The sequence below is a fragment of the Bifidobacterium sp. B4142 genome (assembly GCF_026537325.1).
Classification (GTDB): Bacteria; Actinomycetota; Actinomycetes; order Actinomycetales; family Bifidobacteriaceae; genus Bombiscardovia.
On record NZ_JAFNMJ010000002.1, the window covers coordinates 210095 to 224558 of the forward strand.

Consider the following 14464-nt stretch of genomic DNA (forward strand, 5'->3'; position numbering starts at 1 on the left):
GGACAGGCGTGGGCCTGCAGATCAAGACCGAGGGGTGCGGTTGCCGGGCCATGAATCTGGGCGGTGCCCTGATCGACGCTGTCTAAGTGCATGGTGAACGTGGACGAGAGGCCCAGCTCGCCCGGGTTCATTGACAATCCTCCCTGCTTCATTGAAGACTGAACCATGGTCTCCTGGGGTCACTGCGGAAACCGGTCATTCGCCGATGGCCCGGGCGATGATTCGGGTCGACTGCTCGAAATGGGTACCGGCGGTTTGGAGGCCGGTGGCCAGGCAGCCCACCAATGCTGTGCAGAGGACGATGGCCGCCCACCAGGACCATTGGATGCCCATCCGTGCATGCCCCAGGTATACGAAGAGGTTGAAGGCTGTACCTCCTGTGCAGATCAGGGTGACGATGAAGGAGAGCAGGGTTGCGGTCACCATGGTGATGGCCCCATCAAGGCTGCCCAGGATTCGTAACTGCCCCACCTCGGCCCCGGAGACATAGGTCAGGGCCAGGTCCAGGCTCCGTCCCCTGGATGTGATCAGCAGTCCGGATATGACCCCGGCCAAGGTGATGACCAGAGCGGGTCCGAGCATAGCCGCCAGGGAGACCAGCATCTGTCCGTTCGAGCTGCTGTCGTCACTGGTGCCTGGGGGTGCGAACAAGGCCATGGAGTTCCTTAGGGTGAGGAGTATGCCGGAAAAGGACATGAGCAGGGAGAGACCTGCTGCCATGGGGATGATGGTGGCGCCCTGCCGTTGGATCCTGCCGACGGCCTGCTGACGGGCCAGCCTCCAGGTGGGCGAGCGGAGAGGGACCAGGTTGGTCCACCCTCGGGTCACGAGGGGCAGGATGTAGGGTGACCAGGCGGCCAGGGTGAAGATCAGCAGGAACAAGGCTCCCATGGACGTTCCTAAGAACAGGTTCATTCTGCCCTGGATTGCCTTGCTGCCCATGAAGTTCGCCAGCTCGGTCCGGCTGGCCTGTCCGGAGGTCAGTCCAGGAATGGCCAGCAGGCAAAGAACTCCGGCGAGGAAGACACCCCCCAGGAAGGTTCGGAAGGTGCCTGCCTTCCTAGGGGGACTCTGAGACTGTCTGAGGGCTTCCATGGGTCGGATCCTGCCCAGGGAATGGACGGTCATGACGGTGCCGATGAGGGTGGCGGCCCCGCTGATGATGAGTCCGGTGCGCAGGGAGAAGGGGAGATTCACATTCCTGTAGGGAAGGGCCATGCCAAAGGAATTGGTTATCAGGGCACAGATGATCGGGGCGACCAGGGGTGTCAGGAAGCAGGAGACGACGGCGGCCATGACGAAGAGGATCAGGATGGTCAGGATGTTCATGGCCAGAAGCTGCCAAGGCATGGCACCCTGAAGGACCAGGAGGGCCAGTTGATGCCTGCGCTGGTCCAGTGCGCTACTGATGACCCAGAGCAGGACGAGGACTGCGGCCACGACGGTGAATACCATGGGAACGCTCGTGGCGCTGGAAGCCATATCGTCGGCATTGCGACCGTGGTAGTCCATGTCGATGACCGCGTGGACAGCGAATATGGAACAGAGCATGGTCTGTGCCGCAATCATGGACAGGCAGACGCCCACCCATACCAAGGGGGCGGCTTTGAGTTCCGATAGGCTTCTTCTCAATTCAGGCCACTGCATTCCCGGGATTGGGCTCCAGTCGCCCGTCCCTTACCTCGACTATGCGGTCGCAGTGGTCAGCCACCTCCGCACTGTGCGTCACCAGGATCACGGTCTTCCCGGACCGTCTGGCCAGGTCGGAAAGAATAGTGATGACCTTGGTGCCGGATTGCTGGTCCAAGGCCCCGGTCGGCTCATCGGCGAAGACGATGTCGGCGTCCGAAAGAAGGACCCGTGCCAAGGCCACCCGCTGCTGCTCTCCGCCTGAGAGGAGGGTGACGCTTCTCTTCTTTTGCTCCGCTAGGCCGAAATAGCGCAGGAGGTCATCGGCCTTCTTCCTCGGCAGGAGGGATCCCCGCAGGGTGAAGGGCAGCGCAAGATTCTCCTCCACGGTCATGCTGGTAATCAGGTTGTAGGACTGAAAGACGAAACCCAGATGCTTACGTCTGAACCGGGTCAGGGAGGCAACCCGTATGTGGGTGATCTCCTTTCCCAGAAGTGATACGCTCCCCTCAGTCACCTCCTCCAGACCCGCCAGGCAGTAGAGGAGGGAGGATTTCCCGCTTCCGGAGGGCCCGACTATCCCCGTGACCTGGCCAGGCCAGGCCTGAAAATCAATGTGGTCGAGGATGGTCAGGGTGTCGCTTTTCCTGGGGGAGACCACTAGGGAAATCCCGTTGGCGACCACGGAAGGTCCGTTAGATTGGTCCGTCGACTTGTCGACTCCGGACTCATGGGCATGCATGAGGGTGCGTTCGTCTGGTTCCCGCTCCAGGATGCCCGTCTCTTTTTCAGATTGAATCGAATGGCTCATGCTTCCATGCAAGCATGAAACCTGATCGGATGGTATCGGTGAAACCCCTGATTCTCCCCTGAAAATCCCTGATGGTCAGTCACTAAGCCTTGGGGGCTGTTCATACGATGGTTTTTCCTGACCACTAAAAACGAAGAGGGCGTGGGCATCGCCGGAGTGCAGACGCTCCTGATAGGAGCGGACCTTGGACAAGCGTTCTATGGTGCTTTGAGCCAGTGGGGAGGGGAGGCGATCCGGACTGAACCAGCCCACTGCGAGACTCTCCTCGTCGCCCACGAAAGGGTCGGCATTGCCGCTTGGGTCAGGCCTGCAGATGAAGAGATGGTCCATATACATAGTCTGGTCGCCGTTGGCGTAGGTAATGATTTCCCGGGATGAGGTGACCGCCGCCAGGTCTGTGACGACCACGTCAACCCCGGTCTCCTCCCTGACTTCGCGGGCTGCGGTGTCGGCCGGGTCCTCGCCAGGCTCATTGATCCCGTAGACCAGGGCCCACTGGCCGGTGTCAGAGCGTTGGCCCAGCAGGATACGGCCCCGGTCATCGCTTACGAAGGCCGTCACGCCATTCAGCCAGAGCAGGTCATGGCCAACAGACCGGCGCAGCCTGAGCACGAAATCAGGGGTAGTCATGCATCAGTCCTGGTCCGGGTCGGCGTCGGCAGCCCGTTGGGCCATCCAGGCCTCCACGTCCTCCACGGTCTTGGGGATGCCAGCAGACAGCCACTGGGGTCCCTGCTCGGTCATGAGCACGTCGTCCTCCACGCGCACACCGATACCGCGGAACTCCGGAGGCACCAGCAGGTCGTTCTCCTTGAAGTAGAGCCCGGGCTCGATGGTGAAAATCATCCCGGGGGTGATGGGCGCGCCCTGGTAGGACTCGTACCTGGCCTCCGCGCAGTCGTGCACGTCCAGACCCAGGTGGTGGGCGCATCCGCAGGCGTGCCAGCGGCGGTGCTGCTGGCCCTGGGGGGAGAGGGACTCTTCCACACTGACCTTGAGGATGCCCCACTCGTGCAAAGTTTCAGCCAGCACACGCATGACGGCATGGTGGATGTCGGAGTAGGTGGCGCCGGGCTTGGCGGCTTCGAAGCCGGCCTGCTGGGCCTTGAGCACGGTCTGGTAGATCCGCTTCTGCAGTGGACTGAAGGTGCCACCTACCGGGAAGGTGCGGGTGATGTCGGCCGTGTAGAGGCTGTTGACCTCCACACCGGCGTCGATCAGGAGCAGGTCGCCCTTCTGAACGGTTCCGTCATTGCGCATCCAGTGCAGGATGGGAGCGTGCTTGCCCGAGGCGATGATGGAACCGTAGCCCACGTCGTTGCCCTTCTCGCGGGCGTTGGCGTTGAAAACGCCCTCCAACATCCGCTCGGAGCGGGGCTTGCCTACCACCTGGGGCAGGTGGGTCAGAATCCGGTCGAACCCCTCCTTGGTGGCGGCGATGGCCTTGCGCATCTCGCCCACCTCATAGTCGTCCTTGATCATCCGGGCCTCGGAGGTGAACTCTTCAAGCTTGTCATCGGCTTCCTCATTGCGGTCCGGACCGCCGATGCCGTTGGCTTTGCGGGCGGCCTCCACCTGGTTCAAGACCTCTTGGTCAGCGGTGCGGATCACACGCAGCTTGACCGCACCCTGGTCCGGCCCCAGATCCTTGGCGATGGCATCGGAGAAGGAAGCGATGTCCTTGGTGGGGATGCCAGTCATGATGGTCAGCTCCCGCAGCCCGGCCCGGGGACCCACCCAATACTCCCCGTACTGGGCGGACCGGTAGTAGTCGCGGGTGGACTGATCGGCCCGGGGATGGACGAAGAGCTCAGGGGTATGGGTCACGCCCTTGGCGGCCTCCGGACTGTCGGGGTCCACTGGGTCCAGGACCAGGATGGCGCCGGGTTCGTAGTCTTCGCCCAGGCCCGTGTAGTAGGCGAAGGTGGTGTCTGGACGGAAGGCGTAGTCGTTGTCGTTGTTTCGGGTCTTGTATGATCCGGCGGGGATGACCAGACGTTCGCCGGGGAAGCGCCGACCCAGCTCGCGAAGGCGGCGCTTGGTGTATTTGCTGGACTCCAGCGGCTCGATCTGCGGCTCCTGGGCCTGCCAGCCGGTGGTCATGAACTTTTGGAAAGAGGGGGAATTGGGGCGCAGGGTGCGGTTGTTCACCCGGTCGTCCATGTTCTGCTCATCCACATCCACGTTCTTTGGATCGGTGTCTCCTTGCAGATGCTCCTGTGCGGATGCAGTCACGTCCAGCCTCCTTGAAATTCCGGTTCTGCCTATGTTGCTTCCATGGTAGTGCGTTCGGCCGATGTGGCAGTCGGCTGTTTCGGCCTTCAATCGGGGTCGGTCGCGCATAGAATAGGCGGGAAGCATCTACAGCCAGCAGGAGGCGCAGGCAGAATATGTCATTCGAACACCCCAACAGCAAGGGTCAGAATATTCGCGATGTCGAGCGGGCCATCATGGCGCGTCCCGCCGAGCATGACAGCCCCAATCTGGACCTGGACAGGATGGGGATGATGCTGGACCTGCTGGGTCACCCCGAGCACAGCTTCAGGGTCATTCACGTTACCGGTACCAACGGCAAGGGGTCCACGGCGCGGATGGCCGAGGCTCTGGTGCGGGCCTACGGTCTGCGCACCGGGCTCTATACCTCGCCCCACCTGGAGCGGATCAACGAGCGGATCGCCATCGACGGCAAGGAGCTCTCAGACGAGGACTTCGTAGACCTCTACCAGCAGATCGAGGATTTCATCGCCATGGTGGATGACCGCTTCGCCCAGCAGGGCAGGGCTCCCATGAGCTTCTTCGAGGTCCTGACCGCCATGGCTGTCTGGGCCTTCGCCGACGCCCCGGTGGACGTGGCCATCGTCGAGGTGGGGATGGGCGGCCGTTGGGATGCCACCAACGTCCTCGATGGCGATGCCGCCATCATCGGACCGGTGGACATGGACCATATGCAGTGGCTGGGGGATACGGTCGAGCAGATTGCAGGGGAGAAGGCCGGGATCATCAAGCCCAAGTCCACGGTCATCGTCGGCGCCCAGCCGCATGAGGAGGCTGTCATGCCCATCATCGGGCAGGCCGTGCGCGAGCAGGGCTCCCCCACCTTGCTGAGGGACGGCAACGAGCTGGAGGTCGTTTCCCGTATGCCTGCGGTGGGCGGCCAGGTGGCTACGCTGCGCACGCCTCAGGGACTCTACAAGGATGTGCCCATCGATAAGTTCGGAGAGCACCAGGCCCACAATGCCCTGGCAGCCCTGGCCGCGGCTGAGACGGTCATCCCTGTCAACGGGGCCCTGGACCAGGATCTGGTGGCCGAAGCCTTGAGTCAGGTGCGCATCCCCGGACGGATCGAGCAGGTGCGTACCTCGCCCACCATCATCATCGATGGCGGGCACAACCTGAACGCGGCCCAGTCTCTGCGCTCGGCCATCGAGGAGAACTACGACTTCAAGCAGCTGGTGGGTGTGATTTCCATGATGGCCGACAAGCAGGTGGAGGACTATCTGGGCCTGTTGGAACCCGTGCTGGACAGCGTTGTGGTCACCGAAAACTCCTGGAAGGGTCGGGTCATGCCCGCCGAAGATCTGGAACGGGTCGCCGTGCGGGTCTTCGGGCCCGACAGGGTGGTCCGTCGCGACCGGATGCCCGATGCCATCCAGACGGCCGTCGACATGGTCGACAGCGAGGACCAGACCGGCGTGGGCTATGGTCGGGGAGTGCTGATCTGCGGCAGCTTCGTCACCGCCGGCGACGCCCGTACCCTGCTGGCCGAGCATCCCAATCCCGATCTGGCCAAACCTAAGGCGGAGCGCGCCTGATGTATCTCAAGGAGCTGACCCTCAAGGGCTTCAAGTCCTTCGCCTCGGCCACCACCCTGCGCTTCGAGCCGGGCATCACCGCTGTGGTGGGCCCCAACGGATCAGGCAAATCCAACATCGTCGACGCCCTGGCGTGGGTCATGGGCGAGCAGGGGGCCAAGAGTTTGCGCGGCGGATCCATGGAGGACGTGATTTTCGCCGGCACCTCCTCCAGGCCGCCGCTGGGCCGGGCTCAGGTCACCCTGACCATCGACAACACTGATCGGACCTTGGACATCGACTACACCGAGGTGACCATCAGCCGGACCATCTACCGCAACGGCGGGTCCGAATACGCCATCAACGGGTCCGACTGCCGTCTGCTGGACATCCAGGAGCTGCTCAGCGACACCGGGCTGGGCCAGCAGATGCACGTGATCGTCGGCCAGGGTCGGCTGGATGCCATCCTGCGGGCTGATCCGGCCGGCCATCGCGCCTTCATCGAGGAGGCGGCCGGCATCCTCAAGCACCGCAAGCGCAAGGAACGGGCCCTGCACAAGCTGGCCAACACCGAGGCCAACCTGTCCCGTCTGGATGACCTGATCGGCGAGATTCATCGGCAGCTGGGGCCTCTGGGTCGCCAGGCCAAGGTCTCCCGCCGAGCCGACATGATCCAGGTCAGCCTGCGGGATGCCCAGGCCCGCATCCATGCCGACGATGCTCTGACCTCGCAGAGGAAGCTAGAGAACCTGCGCTCGCAGATGGCAGAGACTCGGGGGCAGCTGGCTCGCGGGCAGGAGGATCTAACCAGGGTCAAGCTGCGCATCGAGCAGCTGGAGGGGCTGGACCGACAGTCCAGCCCGGCTCTGGAGGCTGTCAACCAGCAGTGGAACGACCTGACCAAGCTGGGTGAGCGAGCCGGTTCCTTGGCATCATTGGCCAGGGAGCGCAGCCGTTCGTTGGAGGCCGGCATGGTGGCCGACCAGGGGCAGGACCCCGAGGTGCTCAGACGGCGGGCCGACGAGCTCAAGGGTCAGGCCGACCAGGAAGAGGCCCAGGTTGGAGCCGATCGGATCGCCCTGGATGGCCGCGTTCAAGCCCGTGCGGATCTGAAGCGACGGCTGGCTGCTCACCGGCAGACCATGACTGAGCTGCGGCAGGCGGCCAGAAAGCGGCAGGCTCGGTTGGGCGATCTGGCCCAGTTGGTGGCCAAGGAGGAATCGGCCCTGGAACTTTCCAGGCAGCGCGAGCGTGACCTGTCCCGCCAGCAGGATCAGCTTAGGGAAGGCCTGGAGCGTGCCAGGAACCGGGTGCGGGACCTGGACAGCCAGGAGGAAGGTTCTGACCAGGATGGCAGACAGGCCCTGGATCAGGCAGGTCAGGTCAGGGATCAGGCCCGAAGCAGGCTCAACGACCTCCAGGAGCGCGAACGCCGTATTCAATCCGATGCCATATCGGCCCAGGCCAAGGCCGATGCCCTGGCGGACACGCTGGACCATCGTGGCGCCGGCGAGGCCCTGTCCCAGGCGGGGGATCCTGCCCTGCTGGGTGTACTGACCGACTTCGTCCGAGTGGAGGATGGCTGGGAGGAGCCCCTGGCCCATGCCTTGCACGACTATGCCTCGGCCCTGGTGGCCAAGAATGACCGGGCGGTCGACCAGACCCTGGATCGGGCCCGCCAAGATCGTCTGGGACGCGCCGCGTTGATTTCGGCATCAGGCCCGCTCAAGGGGGCAGACATACGACCCGGCGATGGCCCCTGGCGGTCGGCCGCCGACCTGGTGGATCTGCGGGAGCATCCTGCCGATCCTGACCAGGCCCAGGGGGTGCTGACGGCTGTCCGCAGTCTGCTGGCCTTTACAGCTGCCGTCGATGACGCCGATCAGGCCCGGCTTGCTCTGGAGGACGGGTGGCAGCAGGCGTTGACCTGCCAAGGCGACCTCTACGACCGCGTTGGTGCTGTAGGCGGATCCGCTCCGGCCACCAGTGACCTGGCGTTGACTGCACGCAGGGATAAGGCCCTGGCGCAGGTGGAGGCCCTCCAGGATGAATCCCGGACGCTGCAGCCGCAGATGGATGCGGCCCGTGCCGCCCTTGAGCAGGCTGAGCAGCAGCTGCAGGAGGCGCGTAACCAGTGCACCGAGGCCCGGATCAAGGCCGAGCAGGCAGCCCGGGAGCTGGCAGCGGCCCGCAAGGAATCGGATCGGGCCCAGGCCGGGGTCAAGGATCTGGACGACCGGCTGGCCCAGGTGCGCGACCAGGTACGCACCCACGAACTCAAACTGGAAGATCTGAAAGCCGGCCTGGCCCGTGCCCAGGAGGATGGGGATTCTGACTCGGATGATCCGGAGGGCATGGAAGACCGGCAGCATGAATTGGAGACGGCCCTGGACCAGGCCCGCACCGCCGAGATGGAGGCCAAGCTGACCTGGACGGAGGGCGACCGGCGGCATGCCTCCCTGCTGCGGCAGATTGATCTGCTGCGGGATCAGGCCGACCAGGCCGAACGCCATCGTCAGCGGATAGGTGAGGAAAACCGTCGTCGCAAGGCCGGCATGGCCTCCCTGGGGCTGATCGCGCTCAAGGCCGACCTGCTGGCCCAGCTGATCAAGGGGAGGATGGAGCATGCGGCCCGCCGCCGGGACCAACTCAGGGCCAAGGCTTCGGCCCACGACAAGGAGCTGACCGATCTGCGGGCCAGCAGGGACAATCTGGAGCCCAAGGTGGCCGGTCTGCGCCAGGATGAGCATGGTCTGGATCTGGAGCGTGAGCGCCTGGCCGGCGAAGATGGTCGCCTACGTCAGCGCATCCAGGATGACCTGGGCATGGAGCCTGAGGAGCTGATCCGCGAATACGGCCCCGATCGTCCGGTGCCCGTCCTGGATGACGAGGGCAATCCGGTGCCCATGGACCAGGAGGCGACGGAGGAAGACGGCGATTCGTCAACCTTCAAAACGGTGCCCTACCAGCGCAGTGAGCAGGAGAAGCGGCTGGCCAAGGCCAAGCGGGATCTGGCTGCCCTGGGTAAGGTCAACCCGCTGGCCACCGAGGAATACGAGGCCCTGGAGTCCCGTAACCGCTACCTGCACGAGCAGCGTCAGGATGTGATAGGCTCCCGGGATGATCTGATGGCCCTGGTCAAGGATCTGGATTCGACCATGGTCACGGTCTTCAAGGAGGCCTTCGACGACACTGCCAAGGCCTTTGAACGCATCTTCGCCACCCTCTTTCCAGGCGGGCGCGGGCGGTTGCGGCTGGAGGATCCGGATGACCTGCTGACCACAGGCGTTCTGGTCGAGGCCAGCCCGGCCGGCAAGAAGGTCCGTCGGCTCTCTCTGCTTTCGGGCGGGGAGCGGTCGCTGACAGCCTTGGCCCTGCTCCTGGCCATCTTCACAGCCCGGCCAAGCCCCTTCTATGTCATGGACGAGGTCGAGGCCGCCCTGGATGACGTGAACCTGACCAGGTTGCTCAAGGCCTTCGAACAGTTGCGTGAGCATGCCCAGCTGATCATCATCACCCACCAGCAGCGGACCATGGGCATCGCCGATGCCCTCTACGGGGTCACCATGCGGGGGGACGGGGTGACGGCCGTCATCTCCCAGCGGCTGAAGGATCCGAATCGTTCCGGTCGTGAAGAGTCCGAGCCCGATAAAGGGTGACCTGCGCCAAAACTGCCTGGGAGTCCACGATGGGCAGCTGCGGCATGGGGTAGGCCTCGTTGAGCACCGAGAGCTCGGTGCAGCCCAGCAGAACCGTGTCGCAGTGGTAGTCGTTCAGGAAGGTATCGAGGACGCCCAGATAGCGGTCCCGGTCCAGACGGCCTTCCTTGACGTCGTTGTAGATAAGCGCGCTCACCCGGTTCTGCAGGGCCTGGTCCGGGTCCACCAGCTTGTAGCCAGCGCTGTCGGCCGGGCCCTGGTAGATGGCGGCATGGCGGGACCCCTCGGTGCCCATGTACCCCATGCGAGGATGAGATTTCGCGGGATAGTGCCGATCAGTCCAGTCGATGGTGGCCTGGGGCATGCTCAAAATGGGCACCGGGGTCAGAGCCTGGAGCCGGGGCAGAATCTGATGGGCGGTGTTGCAGGCCATGACCATGAAGGAGGCGCCCATGGCTGTGGCCTGGCGCACGTCCTCGGCCAGATAGGGGAAGGGATCATCCTTGCTGCGGCCCAGGATGAACTCGGTGCGGTCGGGCACGGTGGCGTGGTTGAAGACCACGTAGTCCAGAAAATCCTGGTCCCGGTGCGCACCGGTCATCCGGTCCAGCACCCGTACGAAGCTCTCGGTGGCCAGCGTGCCCATGCCGCCTAGGACGACGAAGAAGTTCCTCATGCCAGTGTCCTCTTGTCACGGAAGTAGCGCCGGTAACGACGCCGATAGATGGAAAACATGTGTCGAATCAGCAGCCAGCGTTTGAAATTGCGGTCTTTGCTGTACTCCAAGGTGGTGCCCCAATTCCCGCGGCGAATCATGGTCATGGCCTGTCGCTTGTCCTCAGAATCGGTGCAGTATTTGCGGAAGATGTCCTTGGGGATCTCCATCCAGAGGCGATGCCCCCGGCCAAAGACGGTGCGACCGTCGAATGGGGTGTCCAGAACCAGGTCGTCCACAAAGTAGCGGGCCAGGTTGAATCCGTTCAGGGTGACCACGTAGCTGCTGCGGCCTTGGCGCAGATTGATCTCGAAGAGCTTGTAGACGCCGTCGCGCGGGTCGTACTTCATGTCGAAGTTGGCCACCCCGCTGTACTTGATGTCCTCAAGGAAGGCCTTGATACGGTCGAAGATGTCCTGATTGTAGTCGGGGATGATGGCCGCGTAGTTGCCTATGGCCTCAGGCGCGGGATCCTCTAGCAGGGGATGGCCCAGGAACATCATGCGCACTCGGTGGTGGCGGTCCACGTAGGCATTAAGCACCCTCATGTTGTCATCGCCCCCGGGCACGAAGTCTTGGATGACCATCTGCGAGGTGTACCCGGCCTGGTAGGACCTGCGGATCATGGTGTCCAGCTCCTCAGGGTTGCTGAAGATGAAGGCCTTCTTCCTGCCGGGGAAGTCGATTCCCAGCCACTCGTCGCTGTCCGCAGGCTTCATGGCCACCGGGTAGTCGAAGGGCAGGTTGCGGTGGCGGCCGGCTTTCACATCATCGGCATCCACAGAAACAGTCTTCGGGTGGGGCAGGTCGTAGCGGTCGCAGAGTTGGTAGAAGGAGGATTTGAGCGAGAGGGACCGGTTCAGTTCCTGGTCGATGGCGTTGAAGACGAACTGTCCGCGCAGGGGATCGCCGAACTTGTCCAGCAGGTTGGCGTAGGAGTCCCCGCAGGGCAGCAAAAGCAAGGTGGCACTTGGGTGGTCCCGGTGATAAGCGTAGGCCCACTCGTTCAGGGTGGACACGAAGACCTCGGGATTGGTGAAGTCGTCTACCAGGTGCAGGTCCAGGATCTTGCTGTACTTGGTGGGGGAGAGCTGGTAGTGGCCGAATGCGGTGGAGACCAGGCCGTATGCCTCGTGGAAGGCTCGCGCCATCCCGTAGGAGTTGATGTCGGTGCCCAGTATGACCGGTTGGAATTCTTTCATGTGTCCGAAACCACCTACCATGTGCTCGTGCGCCCCACCCTGCCGTGGAGCATTCAGCTTTCCATCTTAGAAACCTGTCGGGATCGTCAGACCGTGGCTGCGCCGGTGGCTCCCAGGTCATAGCTTTTTGTGCCCAGAAGGCGCGCCACTACGTGGTCATCGCCCTCATAAGGCACGTGGCCGCCGTCTTTCTTGAACCAACGTTCCTCACCCTTGCCGATGACCAGAGTGACCCGCAGACGGTCACCTGGCAGGCCCGGATCTCCCAAGGCCTGTTTGATGGCCTGGACCCTGTCCGGTTCGATGCTGGCATCCAGGTTTGGATTGGTCACGAAGCCCAGCATCTGTCGGTCCACTTGGTCCGAGCTCTCCCCAACCTCGTCGTCGGCGGTCAGGATCAGCCGGTCGACGCGGTCCTGGGCGGCGCTGACTATGCCCTCCCTGCGGTCGATGGCCTTGCCGCCAGCGGAACCGGAGACCAGGGTGATGAGGGGCTTGCACTCGCCGTAGCGCTCGTCCACAAAATCCAGCAGGGCTGTGACCGAGGCCTTGTTGTGGGCGTAGTCGACGTAGACTACGCGGTTGTCGGCCTTGAAGCGTTCCATCCTGCCAGCGATCCTGACGTTCTCCATGGCCCGGAGGGCGCAGGCATCAGGCTCTAGACCCAGACTGGTTAGCATGGCCAGGGCAGCGGTCGCGTTCAGAGCGTTGAAATCCCCGTCCATGGACAGGCTGACCGGCCTCATGGCTCCGCCGGAGGGTCCTATCAGGTAGTCGCCTACCTTCCCGGGAGCCTTGCGAGCCAGGAAGTCGGCCTGCCGGGTTCCATCGCCGAATGTCGTCACCGGAACGCTGGCGGCGCGGGCATCTTGAAAGATCAGGTCGGCTCCGCGAGCATCGGCTCCCAGAACCAGCTGCCGGCTGTTGTAGGTTATGCGGCGCTTGCAGTAGAAGTAATCCTCGAAGCTGGGGTGCTCGATGGGGCTGATATGGTCGGGGGAGATGTTCAGGAATGCCCCCAAGTCGAATGTCAGCCCGTAGACTCGGTCCACCTTGTAGGCCTGGGAGGAGACCTCCATGACCAGGTAGCGCATGCCGGCGTCTGCCGCCTGGCGCATCATCCGAAAGAGGTCCAGCGACTCGGGAGTGGTCAGCTCGGATTCCTGATAGTGCCGACCGTCCAGGCAGTTGTCCACCGAGGAAAGCAGGGCGGCGCGACCTTCGGAGAGCCTGGACAACATGGCCTGCAGGAAGTAAGCGGTGGTGGTCTTGCCCTTGGTTCCGGTGATTCCCACCAGTGTCAACTGTTCCTGGGGATACTCATAAAAGGCAGCGGCCAGCAGGCTCATGGATTTGCGCACGTCGTTGACGATGATCCCCGGGGCCTTGGTGCGGGCGGACAGGTCCTGCTGGGCCACATAGGCCTTCGGCCCCTCGGGATCGCAAGCATCCAGATATTCGGGTAGGAAGCGGCCCTTGCAGAAGAGCAGACTGCCTGGTCCAGCCTGGCGGGTGTCGTAGGTGATGTCGGTGAAGGGCTTGGACGACTGGGTGTCTTCTGGAGCATTCAAGGTCCACTGGTCACCCCGAATCACCTCGCGCAGTTGACTATGTTCGCGCAGCAGCTCCAAAGTTGAAGCCATCGTCAGTCCCATGCCGGCTTCCCCCTGTCTGTATGTGTGTCACTGCAGCTGGTTCCGCCCCGATTGGTGATCCCGATCGAGACCGGATACAAGTCTAAACCGCCGCAAGGCCAAGGCAGGAGGATCCGACGACTCCTTGACTGAATGGACAAAAGCAGGGAGCGCATCGGTCTTGGAGCTGAGCCTCAGAGCCAGGAGTCGGTGACCGGGCGGCGGCCCTGGGAGATCAGGTGCTGGTTGAAGCGGTCCCGCCACTTGGCCTGCGCCTGTCGCTGCCAGTCCATAAGGGAGTCCATGGTGATTCGGGCCACCTGGGGGAAGAGGGTGGTCATGGGCTTGATCAGGTCCACGGCCGCAACCGTATCCGCCGTGGCATTGTGGAAGTTCCCATGCGGGATGACGCCGTAGTACTCGCTGGTCAGCCCCAGAGTGCGGCGGCCCGACCGATGGGAGATCTCCCTGTCCAGGACCAGAGGGTCCACCACCAGCAGATCGCCCTTGCTTAGGGGCTTGGCCGAACCCGCGCACCAGCGGGCGATGTCCCCGTCCAGCATCTGCACGTCGAAGGGGGCGTTGTAGGCCAGCAGGGGGATGCGCTTATCCTGGGCGCGGGCAATGAATCCGGCCATCTGCTCGGTGGCCAGCTCAGGCTCCATGCCCTCGGCGGCCAGCTGCTGATCAGTGAACCCGTTGACCCGACTCGCCCCCTTGCTGATATGCCGGTGCGGATTGACTATCCAGGTGGCTATTGCATCCCCTGAGTAGCCCTTGGCCGGGTCGCGCAGAACCAGGCTGGCCGAAACAATGCCATCCTTGCCCGGTCTGGTGCCCGTGGTCTCGGTGTCGAACCCCAGAAGCCAGGAGTCCCCCAGGCGAGTCGACCCCTCTTGCTGCGGGGCGGACTGAAGCGCCTGCTCCATGCTTGGATACTCGGTGTTTTCCATAAGCGTGATTTCTCCTCAGTCATTATGGTAACCGAGGACCGACCGGGTCGGAACAGCAACGGGCGAGGGG

Annotated in this window: 10 protein-coding genes; 2 read left to right on the forward strand and 8 right to left on the reverse strand. The window is 63.3% G+C overall.

The annotated features are described in order from the left end of the window. Positions 1-195: 195 nt before the first annotated feature. From J3U06_RS05350 to J3U06_RS05365, 4 genes are all read right to left on the reverse strand, one after another. Entirely contained in the window at positions 196-1632 is a 1437-nt protein-coding gene (locus tag J3U06_RS05350; RefSeq protein WP_267444543.1) for an FtsX-like permease family protein, read from the reverse strand. Between the two features lies 1 nt (position 1633). Next, the gene (locus J3U06_RS05355) at positions 1634-2440 is read right to left on the reverse strand and encodes an ABC transporter ATP-binding protein (protein ID WP_267444544.1); all 807 of its coding nucleotides are present in this window, start codon (positions 2438-2440) and stop codon (positions 1634-1636) included. A gap of 75 nt (positions 2441-2515) precedes the next feature. Continuing rightward, entirely contained in the window at positions 2516-3070 is a 555-nt protein-coding gene (locus J3U06_RS05360) for an NUDIX hydrolase (RefSeq protein WP_267444545.1), read from the reverse strand. Positions 3071-3073: 3 nt separating this feature from the next. After that, complete coding sequence (locus J3U06_RS05365) at positions 3074-4675, reverse strand: aminopeptidase P family protein (protein ID WP_416378934.1); 1602 nt, start codon at positions 4673-4675, stop codon at positions 3074-3076. A 155-nt stretch (positions 4676-4830) separates the two neighbouring features. Between J3U06_RS05365 and J3U06_RS05370 the strand changes: the two genes are divergently transcribed. Both J3U06_RS05370 and smc read left to right on the forward strand, forming a co-directional pair. Further along, positions 4831-6252 (forward strand): bifunctional folylpolyglutamate synthase/dihydrofolate synthase, encoded by a 1422-nt coding sequence (locus J3U06_RS05370; protein ID WP_267444546.1) that lies wholly within the window; start codon positions 4831-4833, stop codon positions 6250-6252. Then, positions 6252-9890: a chromosome segregation protein SMC gene (gene smc, locus J3U06_RS05375; protein ID WP_267444547.1), complete on the forward strand. Its 3639-nt coding sequence runs from the start codon at positions 6252-6254 to the stop codon at positions 9888-9890. Before J3U06_RS05370 ends, smc begins: the two co-directional genes overlap by 1 nt. Here smc and J3U06_RS05380 read toward each other — a convergent pair. The 4 genes from J3U06_RS05380 to J3U06_RS05395 all read right to left on the reverse strand — a co-directional run bounded on the left by J3U06_RS05380 (position 9823) and on the right by J3U06_RS05395 (position 14394). After that, complete coding sequence (locus J3U06_RS05380) at positions 9823-10566, reverse strand: aspartate/glutamate racemase family protein (protein WP_267444548.1); 744 nt, start codon at positions 10564-10566, stop codon at positions 9823-9825. The genes smc and J3U06_RS05380 overlap by 68 nt on opposite strands. Beyond that, entirely contained in the window at positions 10563-11807 is a 1245-nt protein-coding gene (locus tag J3U06_RS05385) for a carboxylate--amine ligase (RefSeq protein ID WP_267444549.1), read from the reverse strand. The genes J3U06_RS05380 and J3U06_RS05385 overlap by 4 nt, the downstream gene beginning before the upstream one ends. A gap of 86 nt (positions 11808-11893) precedes the next feature. Then, positions 11894-13462 carry a Mur ligase family protein gene (locus tag J3U06_RS05390; RefSeq protein ID WP_267401222.1) on the reverse strand — a complete coding sequence of 523 codons (1569 nt, stop codon included), beginning with the start codon at positions 13460-13462 and terminating at the stop codon, positions 11894-11896. A 173-nt stretch (positions 13463-13635) separates the two neighbouring features. Further along, complete coding sequence (locus tag J3U06_RS05395) at positions 13636-14394, reverse strand: exonuclease domain-containing protein (RefSeq protein ID WP_267444550.1); 759 nt, start codon at positions 14392-14394, stop codon at positions 13636-13638. Positions 14395-14464: the final 70 nt, after the last annotated feature.